General features: G+C 43.0%; 19 protein-coding genes. 8 read left to right on the forward strand and 11 right to left on the reverse strand.

Annotated elements, in window-relative coordinates; translation table 11 throughout:
• Window positions 1–61: 61 nt before the first annotated feature.
• Window positions 62–2,041: a thiamine pyrophosphate-dependent enzyme gene (locus DEO27_RS26245; protein WP_112574640.1), complete on the reverse strand. Its 1,980-nt coding sequence runs from the start codon at window positions 2,039–2,041 to the stop codon at window positions 62–64.
• Window positions 2,042–2,100: 59 nt separating this feature from the next.
• Here DEO27_RS26245 and DEO27_RS26250 point away from each other — a divergent pair, with 59 nt between their 5' ends.
• Window positions 2,101–2,952 carry a DUF4198 domain-containing protein gene (locus DEO27_RS26250; RefSeq protein ID WP_112574639.1) on the forward strand — a complete coding sequence of 284 codons (852 nt, stop codon included), beginning with the start codon at window positions 2,101–2,103 and terminating at the stop codon, window positions 2,950–2,952.
• 179 nt (window positions 2,953–3,131) lie between these two features.
• Here DEO27_RS26250 and DEO27_RS26255 read toward each other — a convergent pair whose 3' ends face one another.
• Both DEO27_RS26255 and rsmA read right to left on the reverse strand, forming a co-directional pair.
• Window positions 3,132–3,527: a hypothetical protein gene (locus DEO27_RS26255; protein WP_112574638.1), complete on the reverse strand. Its 396-nt coding sequence runs from the start codon at window positions 3,525–3,527 to the stop codon at window positions 3,132–3,134.
• A 518-nt stretch (window positions 3,528–4,045) separates the two neighbouring features.
• A complete protein-coding gene (gene rsmA, locus DEO27_RS26260) occupies window positions 4,046–4,825 on the reverse strand; it encodes a 16S rRNA (adenine(1518)-N(6)/adenine(1519)-N(6))-dimethyltransferase RsmA (protein ID WP_112574636.1) in 780 nt (259 codons plus the stop codon).
• Between the two features lie 236 nt (window positions 4,826–5,061).
• On the opposite strand from rsmA, the gene pdxA reads away from it, so the two are divergent.
• Window positions 5,062–6,117, forward strand: coding sequence for a 4-hydroxythreonine-4-phosphate dehydrogenase PdxA (pdxA, locus tag DEO27_RS26265; RefSeq protein WP_112574635.1), 1,056 nt, complete (start codon window positions 5,062–5,064; stop codon window positions 6,115–6,117).
• Between the two features lie 83 nt (window positions 6,118–6,200).
• Window positions 6,201–7,388, forward strand: coding sequence for a DUF5009 domain-containing protein (locus tag DEO27_RS26270; RefSeq protein WP_112574634.1), 1,188 nt, complete (start codon window positions 6,201–6,203; stop codon window positions 7,386–7,388).
• Between the two features lie 6 nt (window positions 7,389–7,394).
• On the opposite strand, the gene DEO27_RS26275 is transcribed toward DEO27_RS26270, so the two are convergent.
• Window positions 7,395–7,739, reverse strand: a complete 345-nt coding sequence (locus DEO27_RS26275) for a hypothetical protein (protein WP_112574633.1) — start codon at window positions 7,737–7,739, stop codon at window positions 7,395–7,397.
• A 152-nt stretch (window positions 7,740–7,891) separates the two neighbouring features.
• Between DEO27_RS26275 and DEO27_RS26280 the strand changes: the two genes are divergently transcribed.
• From DEO27_RS26280 to DEO27_RS26295, 4 genes are all read left to right on the forward strand, one after another.
• Complete coding sequence (locus tag DEO27_RS26280) at window positions 7,892–8,875, forward strand: pyruvate dehydrogenase complex E1 component subunit beta (RefSeq protein WP_112574632.1); 984 nt, start codon at window positions 7,892–7,894, stop codon at window positions 8,873–8,875.
• A 79-nt stretch (window positions 8,876–8,954) separates the two neighbouring features.
• Entirely contained in the window at window positions 8,955–9,173 is a 219-nt protein-coding gene (locus tag DEO27_RS26285; RefSeq protein ID WP_112574631.1) for a zinc ribbon domain-containing protein YjdM, read from the forward strand.
• Between the two features lie 37 nt (window positions 9,174–9,210).
• Window positions 9,211–9,804, forward strand: a complete 594-nt coding sequence (locus DEO27_RS26290) for a hypothetical protein (protein WP_112574630.1) — start codon at window positions 9,211–9,213, stop codon at window positions 9,802–9,804.
• Window positions 9,805–9,871: 67 nt separating this feature from the next.
• Window positions 9,872–10,369 (forward strand): hypothetical protein, encoded by a 498-nt coding sequence (locus tag DEO27_RS26295; RefSeq protein ID WP_112574629.1) that lies wholly within the window; start codon window positions 9,872–9,874, stop codon window positions 10,367–10,369.
• Window positions 10,370–10,459: 90 nt separating this feature from the next.
• Here the strand turns inward: DEO27_RS26295 and DEO27_RS26300 are convergent, their stop codons facing one another.
• The 6 genes from DEO27_RS26300 to DEO27_RS26325 form a co-directional block, all read right to left on the reverse strand.
• Complete coding sequence (locus DEO27_RS26300; RefSeq protein ID WP_112574628.1) at window positions 10,460–11,116, reverse strand: metal-dependent transcriptional regulator; 657 nt, start codon at window positions 11,114–11,116, stop codon at window positions 10,460–10,462.
• 146 nt (window positions 11,117–11,262) lie between these two features.
• Window positions 11,263–11,826 carry a hypothetical protein gene (locus DEO27_RS26305; RefSeq protein ID WP_112574627.1) on the reverse strand — a complete coding sequence of 188 codons (564 nt, stop codon included), beginning with the start codon at window positions 11,824–11,826 and terminating at the stop codon, window positions 11,263–11,265.
• 373 nt (window positions 11,827–12,199) lie between these two features.
• Window positions 12,200–13,075 (reverse strand): flagellar motor protein MotB, encoded by an 876-nt coding sequence (locus DEO27_RS26310; RefSeq protein WP_112574626.1) that lies wholly within the window; start codon window positions 13,073–13,075, stop codon window positions 12,200–12,202.
• A 253-nt stretch (window positions 13,076–13,328) separates the two neighbouring features.
• Window positions 13,329–13,829 carry a hypothetical protein gene (locus DEO27_RS26315; RefSeq protein WP_112574625.1) on the reverse strand — a complete coding sequence of 167 codons (501 nt, stop codon included), beginning with the start codon at window positions 13,827–13,829 and terminating at the stop codon, window positions 13,329–13,331.
• A gap of 127 nt (window positions 13,830–13,956) precedes the next feature.
• Window positions 13,957–15,708 carry a S41 family peptidase gene (locus DEO27_RS26320; protein WP_317132973.1) on the reverse strand — a complete coding sequence of 584 codons (1,752 nt, stop codon included), beginning with the start codon at window positions 15,706–15,708 and terminating at the stop codon, window positions 13,957–13,959.
• 63 nt (window positions 15,709–15,771) lie between these two features.
• Complete coding sequence (locus DEO27_RS26325; protein ID WP_090532134.1) at window positions 15,772–15,987, reverse strand: hypothetical protein; 216 nt, start codon at window positions 15,985–15,987, stop codon at window positions 15,772–15,774.
• 193 nt (window positions 15,988–16,180) lie between these two features.
• Here DEO27_RS26325 and DEO27_RS26330 point away from each other — a divergent pair, with 193 nt between their 5' ends.
• A complete protein-coding gene (locus DEO27_RS26330) occupies window positions 16,181–16,753 on the forward strand; it encodes a porin family protein (protein WP_112574623.1) in 573 nt (190 codons plus the stop codon).
• Window positions 16,754–16,967: 214 nt separating this feature from the next.
• On the opposite strand, the gene DEO27_RS26335 is transcribed toward DEO27_RS26330, so the two are convergent.
• Window positions 16,968–20,390 carry a ThuA domain-containing protein gene (locus DEO27_RS26335; protein ID WP_112574622.1) on the reverse strand — a complete coding sequence of 1,141 codons (3,423 nt, stop codon included), beginning with the start codon at window positions 20,388–20,390 and terminating at the stop codon, window positions 16,968–16,970.
• Window positions 20,391–20,572: the final 182 nt, after the last annotated feature.

Raw genomic sequence — 20,572 nt, forward strand, 5'->3', positions numbered from 1 at the left:
CCCTGCAAATCGGGGATTGCTTCGTGCCTCGCAATGATGCTTTTTTAATATTCCGTTTATTTTAATAAGCCAACAACCTCTCCATAGTCTGCTCCAGCCTTGCCTTTGCCATAAACTGATCTTCCAAAGCTTTATTCATGGGGATGGCAGTATCCAGACTGCCGCAACGGATTACCGGGGCGTCGAGGTATTTAAAACAATGCTCGGCAATGTGAGCTGCAATTTCAGCACCGAAACCACTGGTAAGGGTATCTTCATGTAAGATCAACGCTCTGCCTGTTTTTTTAACGCTCGCTTCAACTGCTTCCTGGTCCCAGGGTTGCAGGCTGCGGAGGTCGATAATCTCGATGGATTGATCCGGATGTTTATCTGCATACTCTAAAGCCCAGTGTACACCGAGGCCAAATGTAATAATGCTGGCCTTTTCGCCTTGTTTAATGACATTGGCTTTGCCAATCTCAATCATTACCTCATTATCGGGTACATCGGCACTAATGCTTCGGTAAAGATATTTGTGTTCGAAATAAATTACAGGATTGGGGTCATCGATAGCGGCAAGCAGCAGGCCTTTGGCATCTGCTGGGGTGGCCGGGTAAACCACTTTTAAACCGGGGGTTTTGGTAAACCAGGCTTCGTTACTTTGCGAGTGGAAGGGGCCTGCACCGGTGCCCGCGCCCGTCGGCATCCGGATCACCACATCAACGCCCTGCCCCCATCGGTAATGCGTTTTGGCCAGGTTATTAACAACCTGGTTAAAGCCACACGTGACAAAATCTGCAAACTGCATTTCGACCACGGCTTTGTAACCATTAATGGCAAGCCCCATGCCTGCACCTACAATTGCCGATTCGCAGATGGGCGTATTGCGTATGCGGGCTTTGCCAAACTCTTCCACAAAGCCCTGGGTAATTTTAAAAGCGCCGCCGTATTCGGCAATATCCTGCCCCATGATTACGAGATTAGGGTGTTTGCGCATAGCTTGTTTAAGCCCGTCGCTAATGGCATCTATATAGCGCTTGTTAGTAACTGCTGCAGGTTGTGGTTTTGCAGCCGGGAAGCTGTAGGGCTTGTACATGTCCTGTACTTCTGTGGCAATATCAGGTATAATATCTGCCTCGGCGTAAACTTTTTCAATTTCGGTTTCGATGATGGCGGCGAACTCCTTGCGGATAGCCGGGATCATATCTTTAAGCAAAACCCCTTCGGTAAGCAGGTACTTTTCAAAGTTTGCAACCGGATCTTTTCCTGCCCACCATTCAAATAAATTATTGGGGACGTATTTGGTACCTGATGCCTCCTCGTGGCCACGCATCCTGAAGGTCATGCATTCCAGCAAGATGGGGCGTGGGTTTTCACGAATGGCTTTATTAAGTGTGGTGATGGTATTATAAACCTCAAGCAGGTTATTGCCATCAATCCGGCGACCTTCCATGCCGTAACCTATGGCTTTATCAATCAGTTCGCGGCAATTATATTGCTCGTTGGTTGGGGTAGAAAGGGCGTAGCCATTATTTTCGATTAAAAATATTACCGGTAATTTCCAAACGGAAGCTATGTTAAGGGCTTCATGAAAGTCGCCTTCGCTGGTAGCTCCTTCCCCGGTAAAAACAAGTGTCGATTTTTTTTTGCCCGATAATACATCGGCCAGGGCAATTCCATCGGCCAGGGCAAGCTGCGGGCCAAGGTGCGATATCATCCCGATGATCTTATACTCCTGGGTACCGAAATGGAAAGAGCGGTCGCGCCCCTTGGTAAAGCCCGAAGGTTTGCCCTGCCATTGTGCCATTAACCTTGATAAGGGAATACCCCGGGATGTAAAAACACCCAGGTTGCGGTGCATGGGCAAAATATATTCGTCTGGATTCATGGCCAGGGCGCTGCCAACTGCTATGGCTTCCTGGCCAATGCCCGAAAACCATTTGCCAATGCGCCCCTGCCTCAGCAGGATCAGCATCTTTTCTTCAACCATGCGTGGGAATAGCAATTTTTTGTAAAATGCCAGCAAAGTATCATTATCGAGGTTTTTCCTGTCAAAAATCATAACGTAAAACTACTGAAGTTTTTAAAACTTTGTATGTTTGATGATACTATCAAAAAACTATGAAACGTACGGGGATTTTACTCTTGGTGTTACTGTTGCTGATCGGTTTCGCGGCCAGCTCACAGGATTTTTTCTTATTGCCACATAATTTTTACGTGCATAAAGGCGATAAGCTGAACCTGCATTTACTGAGCGGTAATGAGTTTAAGCCTGAAAATGAATTTATTTACGCTAAAGCAAAGGCAACTAAGTTTATGCTGTATGAGGGCTCTAAAAAAACAGACCTTTCAAAAAGCAGCAATCCTGCCGACAGTAGTTTACTTACCTATGAGCTTCAGAACTCGGGTCTTGCGCTTTTTGAACTGGTGAGGGAGGATGAAACAGAATCGGAAAGGAATAAATTTATAAGGGCGCTTGAAAGCGAAGGCCTTGATAAAATGGCCGAAGAAGCCCGTGCCAGCAGTCAGCAATACTTTGTTGAAAGGTATCACCAATCCTCCAAAACGCTGATCTCTGTTGATAAGGCCAATGGAAAAGACTTTGATAAACCGCTGGGCGAAGATTACGAGATTGTGATACAGCAGAATCCCTATAAGTCGGCATACGGAGATGATGTTACCGCACAGATTCTGTTTAAAGGCAAGCCGATGAAGGATGCCGCGGTAATTCAATACGTACGTACGCTGAATGGTACTATTATACCGCAAAAGCTTTTAAGTGATAATAACGGCCTGGTGTTTTTTAAACTAAGCCGCGAAGGGGTTTATATGATCAGCTCAACCCACGTTGAACCGGCACAGGACAAAAAAGCCGATTACGAAAACTGGACCGCTACCTTCACTTTCGCGTTCAGCAATACTGACGATACCCCGAATACCTATAGGGAGTTTGGGTTTGGAAATAAACACTGATTTTAATTAGTAGCAGGTTTTAGTTGCAGTAGCAGCGGAGCTGTTTAAAAAAAATAAAGGCCCGGTTCACTTAATTAGTAGCAGGTTTTAGTTGCAGTAGCAGTTGAGCTTTTAATAAAAAAATAAATGCCCGGTTCAATCAACCGGGCATTTGTTATATATTGAGTTAGTGATTTTTATTATTGAGCGATGTAAAATGATTTTTGATCGCCATCCTGGTAAACGTGGATTGATTTTTTAACCACCTGGTTATTGCTGTAGATCTCCATGGTATATTCACCATCGGCCAAACCGTTTAACACGTAGCCTTTGCTCACATCGGTTTTGCTGGGCACAATGTCTTTCAATAAAAGTTCATTGTCTTTATTGTAAACCTTTACAACTGATTTTCCGTTTTCAGATTTTGCAAAGTTTATTTTTAAACCGCGATCATGATCAAGGGCTTTAAAGCTTACTACTTCTTTTGCTTTAGGATTAACATCGGCATTGCCTTCGTCGGCTTTGGCTACTTTGGTAGCAAATACTCCTGCAGTTAATAATACAAATAAGGCTGATAATTTTATTGAGGTTTTCATGGCGTTAAGGTTTTAATGTTTTTAAATATGTTGTGTTGTTGTTTTCAATGATCAAATGAACAACATATATTTTGACTGCTAAAAAGAGTTATACCAGCCATGGATATAAATAGACAAAGCCCTGAAAGTGCTCTGCAAACGCTAAAAAGGCACAATTGGTCGAAGTTTTGGGAGTTGGTCGGGAATTTTGGGGAGTTGGTAGAAAGCTTCGAGCTATTGGTCAGGCGGGAGGTGGAAATAGCCTATAATGTGGAGTGCTGTCCTGTTAATGATTATCAATCAACCGCATGTCATTTCGAACGAACCCGATTGGGGGCGTGCGGGGCTGGTGAGGAGAAATCTTATACGCCGTGTAGGGGCATTCTGCATGGCGTATAAGATTTCTCTTTCGCCCCGGCGCTCGTTCTCCCGCCCGCAGCTCTATCGAAATGACATTTTCTTTTATTTGAAAGAGATCTACGGATGATGAATTTTGTAAAGAGGCGATTATGCGTCCTTGCAGAAAGAGATATAAAAAATTACCTTGTTGCCGATACCTTGTTGGTAAGCGCTACAAAATCTGCTACGCTTAACCTTTCAGCCCGTAGTTCGAGCATTGGTTCGTCGGTTAATTTCTCTTTATTAATAAGTGATGAGATGGCGTTGCGCAAGGTTTTGCGACGCTGGTTAAAGCCGGCTTTTACAATTTGCCAAAACAACTTCTCATCACAGTCAAGGGTTTGCTTTTCGTTGCGCGTAAGCCTGATCACTGCCGAAAGTACTTTTGGCGGTGGGTTGAACACGCCCGCTTTTACGGTAAACAAATATTCTACTTTATAATAAGCCTGTAAGAATACGCTCAGGATACCGTACTCCTTGCTGCCCGCTTTAGCCGCGCAGCGTTCCGCAACTTCTTTCTGAAACATGCCCACTACTTCTACCACCTGCTGGCGGTTGTCAAGTACTTTAAACAGGATCTGCGATGAGATATTATAGGGAAAGTTACCGATAATGGCAAAGCTTTCGGGGAAAATGCTTTTAAAATCAAGTTCCAGGAAATCGGCATTGATGAGCCTGTTGCCCAGTTGCGGATATTTCTTTTTCAGGAAATCGTACGATTCGGTATCGATATCAATGAGCGATGTTTCGTATTCGGTTTTTTGCAGCAGGAAATCAGACAGCACACCCATCCCCGGCCCTACCTCAAGCACATGACCGAAACGCCTCTCGGGTTTCAGGCTGTCAACTATCTTTGCTGCTATGTTTTTATCAGTAAGAAAATGTTGCCCTAAATGTTTTTTTGCCCTTACCAATGTCATTATTAATCAAATATTTGAGCAAATTAAATCATATTTGTGCTTTTATCAGGAACTGTAAGCTTAAAATCTTTTATTTGCAGGTGCAAAGATAGGTTAAAGGCCAAAGGTTAAGGGTAAAAGGTTTGCTTTAAACATTAAGCTTTTATAAATCATTAATAATCATCACTGTTAAAGTTCATAGAATCGCCTCAATAAATGGGTGAAATCAAAACTTATCAGTGGAATCAGTACAGAGAATGAGCGATAAATTAAAAATTGGGATCAGCATTGGCGATGTGAACGGTATCGGTTTAGAGATAATTATTAAAACTTTGGCCGATAATAAAATTTATGAGTATTGTACGCCTATTGTTTACGGGCATACCAAAGTGGCTTCATTTCACCGTCGTGCAACCCAGGTTAATGAGCTTAATTTTTTAGTGATCAATGATCCGTCGCAAACTCATTTTCGCAAGCCCAACATGATCAACTGCTGGGAAGAAGATGTAAAAATAGAGTTGGGCCAGGTTACCGAAGCAGGTGGCAAATATGCCTTTAAATCGCTGGAGCGTGCCGTGTACGACCTGAAAGAAGGTTATATCGACGCCCTGGTGACGGCACCTATCAACAAGGATAATATCCAGAACGAAAAATTCCAGTTTCCGGGACATACCGAATATTTGCAGCAATATGATGGCGCTGCCGAATCGCTGATGTTTTTGGTGAGCGATACTTTACGAGTTGGCGTGGTTACCGGCCATATCCCGGTATCAAAAATTGCCGAAAGCATTACAGCCGAAAAAATCCTGGCCAAGCTGAAGCTGATGAACAACAGCCTGCAAACCGATTTCTGGATCCGCAAGCCAAAAATCGCGGTATTGGGCCTTAACCCACATGCGGGCGATAATGGGCTGATAGGCAGCGAAGAAAAAGATATCATTATACCGGCTATTGAAGAAGCCCGCTCAAATAATATCCTGGCATTTGGCCCATACTCGGCCGATGGCTTTTTTGCCAATGGTACTTACCTGCAGTTTGATGCCGTGCTGGCCATGTATCACGACCAGGGCCTGATCCCTTTCAAGCAGATCGCCTTTGAATCGGGCGTTAATTTTACCGCCGGTTTAAACTTTGTGCGCACTTCGCCAGATCATGGTACCGCATATGATATTGCCGGTAAAAATCAGGCTTCTGAGATCTCGTTCCGCGAGGCTTTATTTACTGCTATTCATATCGTAAAAAACCGCAGGGAGGGCCTGGAGCTTAACGAAAACCCACTTTTATTTAGCAAGCTGAGCCGCGACAGGGACTAAAAAAAGGTATGTAATAGTAATGTTTCAATTTAATTGCCGTTAAATTAAAACATTTACGGCGCTATGCGCATTTACATGACTGAATGAGTAATTTTCTGAGTCGTATACGTTCAATTGATGCTTTCCGTGCTGTAACAATGTTTCTGATGATATTTGTGAATGACCTGGATGGCATTCCGAATACCCCAAACTGGCTAAAACACGCGGGCTCAAATGTTGATGCGCTGGGTTTGGCCGATACTATTTTCCCCGCGTTTTTGTTTATCGTAGGCCTTTCAATCCCGTTTGCTTTTCAAAACAGGTTAAAGCAGGGCGATAATTTCAAGCTGCTGTCGCGGATCGTAAGCCGCTCGTTCGCGCTCATTTTTATAGGGTTTTTCCATGCCAATATGGAAACCTACAACGAGGCCACTACCCTGCTGCCCAAGCCCGTTTGGGAAAGCCTGGTAACATTCAGCTTTTTCTTTATCTTTTTAGATTACAGCAAGGATACGCCACCAAGAAGGCGCTATTTATTGCAGGGCTTCGGCATATTGTTACTGGCCGGTATGGCCGCCCTTTATCGTACCAGCGACCCCGGGCATGTCTGGTTGCATTTTACATGGTGGGGCATATTAGGTTTGATAGGCTGGTCGTACATGCTTTGCGCCCTTATTTACTATTATTCGGAGGGACACTTATGGATTCAGTTGGCTGCATGGATGTTCTTCATGTTCTTTAATTTGGATGTTCATTTCGGTTTTCTTGATTTTATCGACAGGCTGCAGGGCTATATCTGGATAGCCGGCAATGGTGCCATGCAATCCTTCACCATGGCAGGGGTATTTATTTCGGTATTGTACATGCGCCTCAAAGCCAATAACGAAATGAAGATGCTTTGGGTGGCCATGATCCTGATAGCCATTATCCTGTTTAACCTGGGCTTTATCGTGCGCTATTTCAGTGGCGGTATTTCCAAAGAACGCGATACCCCATCATGGGTGCTCATTTGTACCGGTATAAGTTTGGTGGTATATGCTTTCTTTATTTTCCTGGTTGATGTTAAAAATAAATACAATTGGTTTAAGGTGATTGAGCCTGCGGGCACCAACACATTTACCTGTTATATAGTCCCTTTCTTGTTTTATCCCATATATGAAATGAGCAGGATTGGTTACCCCGAATACTTAAGCCAGGGTACCGGAGGGCTCATCAAATGTATCGTATTTGCGTTTGTAATGGTATGGCTTACCGGTTTGCTTGATAAGATCAATATCCGGATCAAAATCTAAGCAAAGTTACTTTGTTTGGTATCTTCTCATTACATCGCCGGTTTGTGGGTCTATAATGACAGCGGTGTCGCACCAGTTAAATAGTACAAATTCGTTTTCCTTATTGATAAGTGCTCCAACGAAGGGGCAGAAATCGCCGTTGTGATATAGCGGCACATCATTTATCTGCCATAAAAAATCGCCGGTTCTGCTAAATGCAAAAACATTACGACGATCACGAACATTGCTGGGTATTCTCAATATAACTACTAAAATGTCATCAATTTCAAAAATCTCGTCGACCGGATATTCAAAATCGACGCTGTTGCCGTTGGAAAACGTTATTTGATTGCCATTTTTAGAATAAGCCATTGTTAATTTTTGAATGAAATGGACACTATTAGGTTTTTGGAGATTTAAAATGTAAAATATATGTATTAAAAATCAAACCAATACCACGGTTAATTGCATTTAACACATTAGTGTTTATATTTGCGTTCGCAAAAAAACATCATTTTACGATAATGAGAGAAATACAATTCAGAGAAGCGCTAAGAGAGGCTATGGTCGAAGAAATGCGCAGCGACGAGAATATATACCTGATGGGTGAAGAGGTTGCCGAATATAACGGTGCATACAAAGTAAGCCAGGGAATGCTGGACGAGTTTGGTGCAAAACGTGTTATAGATACGCCTATCTCTGAATTGGGTTTTGCCGGTATCGGCATCGGCTCGGCAATGAACGGCTTACGCCCTATCATCGAGTTCATGACTTTCAACTTCTCGCTGGTAGCTATCGACCAGATCATCAACGGCGCTGCCAAGATGATGTCAATGAGCGGTGGCCAGTTCTCAGTGCCAATCGTTTTCCGCGGCCCTACCGGTAACGCTGGTATGCTTAGCTCACAGCACAGTCAGTGTTTTGAAAACTGGTATGCTAACTGCCCTGGCTTGAAAGTGGTTGTTCCATCAAATCCTTATGATGCAAAAGGCTTATTAAAATCAGCTATCCTTGATCCGGATCCTGTTATTTTCATGGAGTCGGAATTAATGTATGGCGATAAAGGTGAAGTTCCTGAAGAAACATACTATATCCCACTGGGTAAAGCAAAAGTTGTTAAAGAAGGTACCGATGTTACTTTAGTTGGCTTTGGCAAGATCATGAAAGTGGTTGTTGCTGCTGCTGCCGAACTTGAAAAAGAAGGTATCCACGCCGAAGTGATCGACCTGCGTACTGTACGCCCTATTGATTACGCTACAGTTATTGAATCTGTTAAGAAAACAAACCGTTTGGTAATTATTGAAGAAAGCTGGCCTTTAGGTTCAATTGCTACCGAGGTTGCTTTCAAGGTACAAAAAGACGCTTTCGATTATCTTGACGCTCCTATCCTGCGTATTACCGGTGGCGACGTTCCGCTTCCTTACGCTCCAACTTTGATCCAGGAGTACCTGCCAAACCCTGAAAGGGTGATCAAAGCGGTTAAACAAGTAATGTACGTTACCAAGTAATCGTTTTATTAAATAAAATATCAATTGAGCCCGCTATGAAAATATCGGGCTCTTTCTTTTTTCTATTCCCCCTAAAATAATGGACGAACTCATAGTAAAAGACAGTAACGGTAACATCCTGAAAGATGGCGACTCGGTTACGCTAATAAAAAGCCTGAAAGTAAAAGGTGGAGGTGTTACGCTTAAGCAAGGTACACTTGTTAAAAAGATACGCCTTACAGATAATGATGAAGAGGTTGATTGCAAGGTTGACGGCATGAGCATAGTACTCAGGACCGAATTTCTGAAAAAGCGTTAACCTATTCCCTAAACCTAACTTTAACAGCCTTATCAATATGAAGTATTTTATTGCCTGTGTTTTTCTTTTTACAGGCTTGTGGGCTTATGGGCAAAAAATAACCCCATTAGAATACGTGGATGCCGGTACTATTTTAAAAGAAAACCAGGCCATTATTTATGGTAGTTTTATTCAACGCCTTACCTTTTGGCAAAATGGTTACGACCAAAGGATCAGGATCAGAAACCTGGAAACCAATGAGCTATTTTCATTTGAGGTAAAACCGGCAACCAGAACAAGAAAAGAGAACCCATTCTGTTTCTTTATAAAACCAGGCACTTATGAAGTGGTAAACTTTTACTATTCAAAAGCCAAATGGTATGGAACGGAGGATAATACAAGACCGGTTTTTAGAGGAATTGATTTTGAGGTTAACGTAAAAAATAAGATAGACAGTGGCCTTGTCAAAATGGAAGACCTTCACCGGATTGTTTTTAAAGTTGAGAATAATACACTTACTTATCTTGGTAAATGGCATTTTGAATCGGGCGCCCCATCATTCAGTAATGATAAAGCCGTGCTTGATAAAAAACTAAAGGAGGATTATTTTTTTCTTGAATTTGAAAAGGCCGCTATGGTGTTGCCTGACTAAAATTTTACGTTGCCGCCAAAAATATTTTTGTAAAAATACCTACTTTTAAAAATTAACTTTTTTGAACATGCAATACACCTACTTTAAAGCATTTAAACCGTTATTTTTCATAGTATCGGCCCTGATTATTGCGGGAAATGCCGCCGCTCAAGCTCAGCCTGCCGCCGCTACTACAGCGGCACCCGTGGCCGCTGTTGCTGGGGTACAAACTCATATTGATAAGTTTTTTAAAGAATACGATAAGCAAAGCACAGCCCGCGCTGTAATTGATATTTTTAAAACCAATAAACTGATGGATTCTACCCGGCTAACCGGGCTTATTGTTAAAATAGACTCTATGAGGAGTGTTATAGGCAAATACCTTGGCAAAGACCTCATCATGCAGCGTAAAGCCTCAAACAGCCTGGTATTGTACAGTTACCTGCTTAAACACGAAAGTCAACCTGCGCGCATCACCTTTATGTTTTACAAACCTAAAAACGAGTGGGAGATCTATCGTCTCTACTTTGACGTAGACGTAGATGGAGAGCTTGCCGAATCATCAAGAGTAACAGGGAAACCCTAATTGAGGTAAAAGGCGAAAGGATAAAGGTGAAAGGTAGCTTCATTATCGTTTTGCGAAGCAAAACCTTTCACCTTTCACCTTTCACCTCAATTAATCCACTAATATATTCTCCCCAAACTTTTGGGAAACTGTAGTGTCCTCCCGGTCTTCAATTTTTATGACCAGCGAGTTATCATAGGGGATTTTTTCTATCAGCTGAATTTTTGTGCCGATGCCGATATTCAGTTTTTGCAGGTATTGCAGAAACGAGCTGCTGGTATCACGTACGGCGGCAACCTTGCTTTGGGAGCCGGGTTTAAGCTCAGATAAGGTTACAGAATATGATTTGGGTACTTTGCCATTGGCTTTGGGGATAGGATCGCCGTGGGGGTCGTATTCGGGGAAACCAAGGAATTTCTCTAACCTATCGGCCAGGGTGGCATCGTTAATGTGCTCCAGTTCTTCGGCTATATCATGGATCTCATCCCAATGGTAGCCCAATTTTTCCAGCAAAAAAACTTCCCAGAGGCGGTGCCTGCGCACAATCAATACAGCGTCTTTTAAGCCCTGCGGTGTTAGCCTTACGCCCTTCTTTTTATCGTATTCAATAAGTTGCTTTTCGGTAAGCTTACGGATCATATCCACTACCGATGCCGGGTTATTGCTGAGTGCATCGGCTATGGCGGTAGGTGTTATTTTAAAATCTTTTCCCTGCGAAGCAAGTCGATAAATAGCTTTTAAATAGTTTTCTTCCGAAAGCGTGTACATCAGTGGTTACTTTGATAAAATACAAACATAAGCAAAAGCAGGACGCCTGTTACCGGCTAAACGTTACTATTTGATTGTAAATACCTGTTAAAAAACAAACAGGCCTCCTTTTTGGGGAAGCCTGTCCTTTACTTATATATTGTATATTAATGGTGTCCATGACCTCCGCCGTGACCTTCACCATGGCCGTGTTCGCCACCATGACCGTGATCGCCGCGGTCACCACCTCCATGCCAGCCTCCCCTGTTTGGGTTGCCACCGTGCCAGCCGTTATCGCCACGCCATCCACGATCTCCTCCGCGCCAGTGATTGGCGTATCTTACATCGCGGCTGTTGCGGATAATAACCTGGTCATGACGACCGCGATAGCCGGCATAATGATCCCTGTAGTAAGCGTTTCGGATCCATGGATTGCGTTCGTTAACTACAACCTTGTAGCCATTGTAAACGTTATAATTCCGGTATCTTACCGGTAAATATCTATGGTGTACCCACACATTGTTTTCAAAATAAACATAATTGTGAGTTGGTACGTCGTAATAAGCATCGATATCTGGCATGTAGTAATAATCAACGTGATCGTAACCTACCGGACCCCAATCTGGCTGACTGCCTATATTAATACCTAACCCAATACTAACCTGTGCCGAAGCCATCTTCGCAGTGAAGCAGCTTAATAATATAGCAGCCGATAAAATAATCTTTTTCATGATGTGTGTAATAAGTTATGTAGGTATGACTATGGTTAAAGCCCATGGTTTAACTTGTTTCAATACCTGTTGCGCTATTTATTCAAAATAAATGCCACTATCATCACTGCCTTAGTGTAATGAACTGAATTTAGGTAGGTATAATTTAGTTACTACAGGTTGTTGTTGTATTAATTAAATGAAGGGCGCTGGTAATTAAAAAACCTGTATTTTATGATCGGCAATTAGAAATAAAAGATTGGATAAATCATTGTGCCGTTCCCATGCGACAAGAAAATAGCTTTTGCAGATTGTATGTAAAAACAGACAATAATAACAGCACAAAAAAAGCCACCTCTGAAGAGAGGTGGCCTGAATATGATGGTTAATCAAATTATTGTTTAGGTGCAGCTGGCTGATCTGCCGGTGCTTTACCAATCAGGTCCATGAACTGATCAAGTTTTGGTGTAATGATGATCTGTGTACGCCTGTTTTGGGCTTTACCACTTGGGGTTGAATTATCGGCAATCGGGTTGTATTCACCACGGCCGCCGGCAGTTAAACGTTTAGGATCAACCTGGTAAGTAGTCTGCAATGCCTGCACTACAGATGAGGCACGTAAAGCACTTAAATCCCAGTTATTACGGATGTTTTTCTGTGAGATAGGCACGTTATCGGTGTTACCTTCAATCAGCACATCATAAGTGCTGTAGTCCATGATAATTTTGGCTATTTTGCTTAAAGTAGCACCTGCTTTGTCAGATACTTCATAGCTGCCAGATTTGTACAGCATATTATCAGACAGAGAGATGTAAACAACACCTTTTAACACTTTAACATCAACATCCTGAGTTTCCTGAGGGGTTAATGAGCGGGTAAGGTTGTTGGTTAACACCATATTAAGCGAGTCGCTTTTGTTTTTAGCATTAACTAATTGTTGAATATAGCGGTTTGAGCTATTGATCTCATCAACCAGTTTTGAGATGTTGACATTGCCCTGGCTGCTTGAATTTAAACACTTGTTCAAGGCGTCCTGCAAAGCGGTTACGTTTGCTTTTTGCTGATCAATTTGCTCTTCAAGGCTTTTGTTGCGGCTGCGCGCCACGGCAAGTGCCTGTTCGCTGGTTTGGTATTTAATGCTTAGGTCTTTGGTGCTGTTTTGCAATTGAGTGTAATTAGCATCCAATTCTTTGTACTTTTTGCTGCTAACACAGCTTTGGCCTAATACTGCTACTACGAGCAGCGCCAAAATGGATATTCGATATTTCATAAGTGTAATTTGATTTAAATCGTTTAACAATAAATCGGTTAACTAAGTAACGAATATAATGTTTGTTTATAGCTAAACCTAAGTAAACAAACTATAAAAGTTAACCTAAATGTGACATATGTGGGCAAGTTTTGTGCCGAAGGAAGTCAATACCCCTCATAGCGAAATAGCAGGGATTTTAAGCCAAAAAGGACTGTCCTTTTTGGGGGACAGTCCTTCATAAAAACAATCAAAATTATAACAATACAAAAACTTAGTCGCGGTGGCCACGGCCGTGATCATGGTCATCGTGACCATGGCCGCGGTTATCATGTTTTACTACATCAACCCTGCGTACGGTTTTACGTTCAACGTAATGATTGCGGTATTTTTCGTCATGGCTATCGCGAATTACAACTTGATCGTGACGGCCGCGGTATGAAGCATATTTACGTTTGTAAACATCGTTTCTAACCCAAGGGTTACGTTCATTAACCACTACTTTGTAACTGTGATAAACGTCATAGTTTCCAAAGCGTGGAGGCAACATTGCACCGTGTACCCAGGCATTGTTATCAAAATATACATATTGATGAGCGTTGATATCGTAATAAGAATCAATATCCGGCAGGTAGTAGTAATCCACATGATCATAACCTACAGGACCCCATTCAGGCTGACTGCCAATGTTAATACTTAAGCTTATTTGAGCGCTGGCTATTTTTACAGTTAAACTGCTTACTAAAATGGCAGCAGTTAAAATTATCTTTTTCATGTTGTGTTATTGTTTTGTTTGCAAGTATGACAATAACAAATCATAAAAGTTTAGCCCGTTACATGTTGTAACGGGTAACTAATTGGTTACAATGTTGAGTGAAATGTTAAACTGATTGATATTCAGTTTATTCGTCGTCGCTATCTTTATCCGCGGCTTTTTTACCTGCCATGGCCAATACCGGTTTGCCTATAACTTTATAGCTGCCTTCGCCTTTAAGGATGGATGCCAGCTGGGCTTTATCCTGCATGGTTTTTACGGCTTGGGCAAGTTCCTTGTCGTATTTAAAGTTGGTTTCGTAGCGGCCTTTTTCATAATAATAGCGGGATGCTATCTCGTTTTCAAGTACCTGCTTTATCTCGTCTTTATGCTGGATAAGATCGTTCTTTTTGCTGGCCATCAATTTGGTCTTCAGGCCTTCGTATTCGCCCTGGATATCATTGAACTGTTTATCCTTGGTTGCTTCGGTTTTTAAACGGTCCAACAATTTTTCAGACGCGGTGGTGTAGCTGTAGTTTTTATCGGCCAGGTATTTTACAAAATCATTGTATTCTCCGTCTGATAGAGAGAATGAGCGGGCGTCATTGATTTTGGAATGCTTATCCCGGTAAACAGTAGCGTAATCAAATATCAGCAGCTTGCCCACCAGTGCCTGGGTAACATTGGCAAATTTTTCCTGTTTGATAAATAAATCCGGGTAAATTCCACTTCCATCATAAACAGAGCGGCCATTTTTTGTTTTGAACTCGTGTATAAGCGAATCGGCTACTTTCACCACGCTGCCATCATCCTTGCGGTGGGTATAATCCAGCTCCTGGATACAACGGCCCGATGGTACATAATATTTAGCAATGGTGATTTTTACCAGGCTGTTGTACGGTAAATTGAATGTTTGCTGCACCAGTCCTTTGCCATAGCTGCGCTGGCCGATAATTACCGCGCGGTCAAGGTCTTGCAGCGAGCCGGCAACAATTTCACTTGCCGATGCCGAATGGCTGTTAACCAATACCACCAATGGTAAATTAGGCTCAAGCGGAGCACTGATGGTACTGTAGGTAAAATTCTTTTCTTTTATTTTTCCCTTTTGCGATACGATCTCTACATCCTTCTGCACAAAAAGGTTCACGATCTTAACAGCTTCCTGTAAAATGCCTCCGCCATTTGACCGAAGATCGAGGATGATGCCGTTCGGGTTTTTCTTTTTTAGTTCGGTAAGTGCGGTAGTAACTTCAGCGGCCGAGTTTTCGAGGAATTTATCGAGCTTGATATAGCCCATATTACCCTCAACCATTCCATAGTAGGATACGTTGGGTTGTTTGATCTCATCGCGGACAAGATTTTTCTCAAAAGGTTGAGGGGTATTGTCGCGCTTGATAAACAGTTTGATAGCTGCGCCTTTAGAACCTTTAAGTAATTGGCTCACCTGGTCGTTATCTTTACCGTTCAGGTCAACGTCATTGATTTTTAGGAGCTGATCGCCAGGGTGTACATCGCCTTTCTGGGCGGGGAAGCCAGCAAAAACTTCGGATACAAATACTTTACCATTACGAACAAAGATACTGGCACCAATGCCCCCGTATTGTGTGCTTACGTAGTGAAGCTTATAATCCTCAATTTCCGATTCGGGTACAAACTCGGTATAAGGGTCAAGGCCATCGAGCATGGCATCGACGCCTGTTTTTACCAGTTTGGCCGAATTGATATCGTCGACATAGTTAACATTAACCTCTTTATAAACCGAGGCAAAAACATCAAGGTTCTTCGAGATCTGAAACAGGTCGTCATTAAAACCCACTATGCCCGCGGCCAACAATGCAATACCTGCAAATAAGCCTGCTTTTTTGTATCCTTTTTTGAACACTAAACCCTGTTTCATCATTTATCCTCGAAAAAAATAAAAATACAAAAAAGCTATCCAGTTTGTATAAACGTAGTGTCTATTTTACAGTCGGTTGGTATCAATATTAACCAGGGCCTTTTTTAGGGTGAAAACCACATACTTACGATCCCGGTTTACAAGGTCCATCAGTTTGGTAATCAGGCTTTCTTCCTGTCCTTCGCTGTATTTCAACTGCTCGTCTGTAAGGTGGTTGTATTTACGTTGAATTTTAATTTTTACGCGTTCCCAGTCTTTGTTTGTAATACTGATTTCAGCCATGTTTAATTTATTTTCAGCAAAAATATAAAAAATACCAAGTTGCTACTGTTTAAATGTTTGGCTCGTGTATTGATATTGCCTATTACGGCCTTAATATAGGCCGGGTTATAAACCAAACTAAATTAATAACGTAGAGCTGTATACAATTTTAAGGATTACGTGCGTTACGGCTTTACATTTAACAACGAAAAACATGAAAAAGTATCTATTAAGTGTGGCATTACTGATTGCAGTAAGCATCAGTACCAAAGCACAGTTTTCTTTAGGTGTGAAAGGTGGCGTCAATTTTTCAAAGATCGGCTCCGATAATTTCAGCGACAAAAACCTCACCGGTTACCAGGCTGGTTTATTTGCCCGTGTAGGTAACAGTGTTTATTTGCAACCGGAGCTTTACCTGAGCGGTACCGGTGGTAAATTTGAATCGAACGATAATAATACCGCTTTTAGTGGTAAGGTAAGGTTCACTAACTTAAACGTACCCTTGCTGATAGGTAAATCATTTGGCGAAAAAGATCTGAATTTCCGGATCATGGCTGGTCCTATTTATACGTACGAACTTGATCATAGTACCAGTCTGGGTAATAACATCAGCAACGCGGCAACCGATTTTAATAAAAGCAACCTTGGTTTCCAGGCCGGCGCGGGTGTTGATATTGGTTCCATTACTGCAGACCTGCGCTATGAAGGCGGCTTAACCAAAGTAAGCGACAGCTTTGCCAAACGCCAAAACCTTTGGGCGTTGAGCGTAGGCTTTAAGATTTTCTAAGCTTGAAGTTCGTGGTGACATAATTAGTTTAAGTTCGTGAGGACACGAACTTGGGGAAAGTAAAACGGCCCGGTAGGTTAACCTGCCGGGCCGTTTTGTTTATCTACATTCACTCGTCATTGCGAGGAACGAAGCAATCGCGAACTATACAGGGCTACTTGCATAGCCTCTCTGCTTTTTGGGGATTGCTGCGTTCCTCGCAATGACATTTTACCTACTTCGCGCTAAATACTACCGAAGTTACCCCGGCTGTCATAGCGGCTTTACTTGCCGGTTTATATACAAAGAACAGTTTGTGCATTTTGCCATCTGTTACCGGTGTAAGTACTATGTGAACAGCTCCGCCTTTGGCATCTTTGGCCGGCACCGGCATACTGCCTTTACCTGCAAGTGCGCCGGTTTCTGAATCAAGCCTCAACTCAAAATTAAGCGGAGCGGTTGGTGGAGCCTGCCAGAAGTTGGTTAGGTTGATAGAGCGTACGCCGGTTAAATCGATATTTTCCAGTTCAAACCAGCCATCAGCACCAGGATAGATCATCAGGTTCATGCCATTATATTTAAAGGCGGTAAACTGGTTGAATTTCTCGGTGCCTTTAAACAGGTATGTGCTGCTGTTTAATGATACTATAGCGCTTCCGGTTAGTTTTTTGATGTCGTTGCCACCATTATCGGTGTATTTGGCCGATAATACCAGCGCTGCCGACTGTTGTTTTTCTGGCGGAGCAGGCATGATAGTACCTGATGCTGCTAACGATGGCTTTTGATCGCTGTTATCAAGCGAAAGCACCCAGTTAATGATCTGGTCAATATCACCCTGTTTAATGTTTGGATGTGCCGACATCGCGGTTTCGCCCCAAACACCGGCGCCACCTTTGATTACCTTTTGGGTAAGCTTGGCCATTGCATTAGGGTCTTTTTTGTATTTGGCTGCAACCTGTACAAATGATGGGCCTATTGATTTGCCATCTTCCTTGTGGCAGCTTTTGCAATCCATGGTAAGCATGAGTGTTTTACCACGGTTTTCAGGTTCGCCTTGTTCGTGCTGTGCTGCAGACTGGGCTTTGTCAAAACCTTCAATATAATCCAGGCCTACATATATGCGTTTTGGATCAACTGCTTTGGTATCCGGCCCGTCGGTTACGTTAACCGTGTATTTGAACGGTACGCCCGGCAGGTAGAATGATTTATTACCACCGCTGATATTGATGCTAACGGTTGGTTGCTCGTTACCTGCGTAAACGCTAACCGGTGCGCTCTTGCTCGATGCACCTTTATCGTCTTTTGCTTCAACAGTAATTTTGTAATCGCCAATTGTTGTGTAAGTATAGCTAAGTGATGGCGTTGTTGTTTCCTTGGTTACGCCATTACCCAGGTTCCAGGTATAGGATACATTGTCTTTTTCCGGATCGGTAGCTTTAACAGCAAGCTTAACGGTAAACGGTAACACGCCGGATGTTTTATCAGCCTTGAAAGATGAAATTTCAGGCGGGCGGTTTCCTCCAATATAATCTATGCGGAACAAGCCGGCATCCGGGTTATGCGAAAACCAGCCGCTGCCATACTCTAAACCATAAAGTCTGCCATCCGGGCCAACTTCCATATCAATCATGGAGTTTACTTTCAGTTTAGGGAAGAAGGGCTCCATTTTGTCAAAGTCGCCTTCTGGAGTAAGGCTAACGGCTTTTATCCAGCCGCGCATCCAGTCGTATGCTAAGAATTTGCCGTTATAGTAATCAGGCAGGCGGGTTTCTTCCGGGAACATGTCGGTATAATAAACCGGACCGGCCATAGCGTTACGACCGCCTGTACCAACCTGCGGGAAATCGGCAGATGGGCCATAAGGGTACCAGATAAACGCCGGTTGAGCCGGTGGCAGATCGGTTAAGCCGGTATTATTGCGCGAATTATTAACCGGGTGCTTAGGATCAAACGCCGGGCCTGATTTACCTGTGGCATAATCATAAAGATGGTACGGCTTGTTATCGCCCACAAAATATGGCCAGCCAAAGTTACCTGCTTTTTTAGCCTGGTTAACTTCATCATAACCCATTGGACCGCGGTTGTCCAGGCTGTCATTATGGGCATCCGGGCCAACTTCGCCCCAATACAGGTAACCATTTTTTTGATCTACCGAAATACGGTACGGGTTCCTGTCGCCCATTACATAAATTTCGGGGCGGGTTTTTGGTGTACCTTTCGGGAACAAGTTGCCCTCAGGGATTTCATATGTACCGTCGTCTTTAAGGTTGATACGCATAATCTTACCACGCAGGTCATTGGTATTACCTGCTGAACGGCGCGCGTCAAATTGTAAATGGCCTGGTCGGTCATCAAGTGGAGCATAACCGCTGCTTACGTATTTCTGACCTTTTTCATCAAACGGTGTAGAGTTATCACCGGCCGAGAAGAAGAGGGTTTTATCCGGTCCCGGGCCGAAGGCAATTGAACCACCGGTATGGCAGCAGATATCACGCTGGGCTTTCACCTCCAAAATAACTTTTTCGGTTTTTTTATCCAGCGTGTCATTTTTAAAGGTAAACCTCGAAAGGCGGTTAACTGAACTGTCGGCAGGGCTATAGTAAATATAGATCCAGTTGTTTTTTTCAAACTGCGGGTCTTTGGCGAGGCCAAGCATCCCCTCTTCTGCATTCACGTTTGGTACGTGGGCTTTCCAGTACACATCAAAAAAGCCAACCTGTTTTACCTTTTGGGTGTCATGTTTGTATAACATGATCTCGCCACGGCGCTGGATAACCATGATATCCAGGTTGGGCAATATGGTCATTTCGGTAGGCTCAAAAAACTCGCCTGTTGAAAGCTGGGTTTTCTTAAAGCGGTCTTCATCCGGAGGCAGCTGGGTTTTAGCCTTGCTGTAATTCAGTTCTTTGTTTTCGCCTATGGCGTATTTAATACCGGCAAGCAGCATTTTCAGGTAACCGGCTTCTTTATATGTTTCGTCGGTATGGCCCATAGCGGTATAAAATGCGCGACCGCCGTCAAAGTCATGATACCAGGTAGCCGGGTGCAGCCCCATACGTTTACCGCCTTTGTAGGTGCTTTCGTCAAGCGTTATCAACACATGTACATCGCTGGCCAATGGCTTGCGGAAACTGTAAAACTCGTCGGTACGTTTCCAAACTTTAGGCAGGTCTTTAGTCGCGTCGTTATTGGCATCAACTATATTATAAGTACCTGGTTGTACATTGGGGTTTTTATCATGAATGCCGGGATGGTCATAAAACCAGGCGCCAACCAGGCGGCCGTACCAGCCCCAATCATATTCGGTATCCGCTGCAGCGTGGATGCCTACAAAACCGCCTCCAGCTTGTATATAACGCTCAAAAGCTGCTTCCTGCCTGTAATCAAGCACGTCGGCGGTGGTACTTAAAAAAATAACAGTAGAGTATTTTTTTAAGGTATCTTCATTAAACATGGCCGAGTTTTTTGTGGTATCCACATCAAAACCATTCTCTTCTCCGAGTTTTTTGATAGCTACGATACCGGCATCGATAGATGCGTGGTGGAAGCCCATGGTTTTTGAAAAGATAAGTACCCGCGGTTTATTGGGGCGTGTTTTGTTACAGGATAAGTAAATGCAGCTAATTGCCACAAGAACCATCAGGACGATTTTTTTCATATCGACTTATTGTGGGTTTTGGGTTAATTGGTTTTAATGTTATTGAATTCAGGGTTTCAGCCGCAATCTACTCAATCGATTGCAATAAATTGCTGCTAACCAAATTTATAACTAAATATTTACGAAACAAGATGCAATGTGTAAAAATGACACAATATTTTTTGCTGTGATTTTGACGGTTT

The organism is Mucilaginibacter rubeus, assembly GCF_003286415.2.
Taxonomy (GTDB): domain Bacteria; phylum Bacteroidota; class Bacteroidia; order Sphingobacteriales; family Sphingobacteriaceae; genus Mucilaginibacter; species Mucilaginibacter rubeus_A.